We start from the raw sequence: 1,878 nt of genomic DNA, 5'->3' as shown, positions 1-1,878 counted from the left end.
CCGCATGTCGCGGCCGGACATTCATTCCATCATGCTTGGCATGATCGCCGGCTTCGTGCCGACCAACGTGCTGGCCGGCGGCAATTGCCTGGACGTCATCCTGTCCAGGCCAGACGCGCGGCAGGCAATCGACGCGGCGCTCGCCGAAAACGACACGGCGAAGCTCGACCGGGCCATCATGGAAGCCATGCGCTTCAAGCCGATCTGGGTCGGCCCCTGGCGCTACACCTCACGCGACACGGTTATCGCCAAAGGCACGCCCCGCGAGCGGCTGGTGAAGGCGGGAACGGTGGTGATGCCGGCCACGCTGTCGGCGATGTTCGACCCGGAGGCCGTGCAAAATCCCAACGATTTCGACACCACGCGTCCGTACCGCGATTACCTGGTCTTCGGCCACGGCATCCATCTGTGCATCGGCGCCGAGATCGCCAGGATCCAGATCGGCGAAAGCCTGCGCGCGCTGTTCGGCAAGGAGAAATTGCGCCGCGCGCCGGGCAAGGCCGGGCGACTAATCAACATCGGCGCCTATCCGGAGAGCCTCAAGGTCGATTTCGAGCAGCCGGCGCTTTGCCGCACCGTCGACCAGTCGATGGTGACTGTGGTCTGCCCGGTCGTCCGGACCGTGCCGCTGGACGCCATCCGCGACAAGGTCGCCACGCTCGGCAATCCGGCCAACGAGGAGATCAGCGCCGCGCTCGACATCTCCGCCATCATCCATTTCACCAGCCTCGCCGTCGCCGGCACCGGCGAAATCGATGACGCTTCCGGTCTTGAGAAGGGTGCGCTTGTGCTCGAAATCTCCGGCGACGGCAGCGCCAGCGAGGTCATCGATGCCGTCTCCCAGGCCATCGGCCACCGGCTGCGGCCGATCTTCAAGGACGTCTGCGGCCTGCCCGAGGGCGGCTCGCTCAGCGACTTCCTGCGCAGGCACAATATCGAGATATCGCCGTCCTTCGGCAGCAATGCCGGGCTGGTGTTTTCCGGCACGCCGGGGCATTCGGTCCGCCGCATCCTGGCTGAAGCCGAGCTTGCCGACACCGTGCGCGGCATCGCCGAGCAGCCGCGCGCCGGCAACGGCGATGCCGCCATGGTGCTTGCCGAGGCCCGCCGGCATGTCCGTTCGCTGGGTCGGTTCGACTGGGCTTTCCAGCCCGCCGAAAGCCAACTCGAAAATCCGCCCGGCAAATGGTGGCGGGCCATCACCACGACGTTGCTCGCGCCGCCGATGCTGGTCGCCGTCGCGGTCGTGGTGCTCGTCTGCTGGAAGCTGACCTACAAGCTGGTGTTCGGCGATCCGAGCGGCCTCAGCTTCACCACCATCGCAATTGCCGGCACGGCGCTTCTGCTGGCCGTGCTCGGGCTCATCGCGATGATAGTTGTGGCGCTTGGCGTCTGCTTCATCGCGTTACGGCGCCTCGAAGACATTGACCGTCCGCACAACACGCCCGTCGACCTTGATGCGCTGGACAAGATCATCGTGCATGAGGATCGCGCAGCGCAGAACCATATGACGGCGATCTCGACGATGAAGGTCGGAACCTTGCGACGTTTGGCGCTCCGGCTGTCTTTCTATCTGATCTCGATCACGGCGCGGAAAGTGTTTCGACCGGGCTTCCTCGGCACCATCAACACCATCCATTTCGCCCGCTGGGTGCTTTTGCCCGGAACCAACAGGCTGATGTTCTTCTCCAACTATGGCGGCAGCTGGGAAAGCTACCTGGAGGATTTCATCGCCAAGGCTTCTTCCGGGCTCACCGGCGTGTGGAGCAACACCGAAGGCTATCCCCGCACGCGATGGCTCTTCCTCGATGGCGCGCGCGACGGCGACCGGTTCAAACGCTGGGCACGGCGGCAGCAGGTGCCGACTCTGTTCTGGTA

Annotated in this window: 1 protein-coding gene; it reads left to right on the top strand. The window is 64.9% G+C overall.

From position 1 onward, the window contains the following. Positions 1–31 precede the first annotated feature (31 nt). Positions 32–1,878: cytochrome P450 (locus EN742_RS39580; protein ID WP_245492392.1), on the top strand; the 1,847-nt coding region annotated here is incomplete at its 3' end.

The organism is Mesorhizobium sp. M4A.F.Ca.ET.020.02.1.1 (genome assembly GCF_004022645.1).
Lineage (GTDB): Bacteria > Pseudomonadota > Alphaproteobacteria > Rhizobiales > Rhizobiaceae > Mesorhizobium.
Note: the sequence above shows the minus strand (reverse complement) of the source record. Positions and strands in the feature narration are given on the sequence as shown.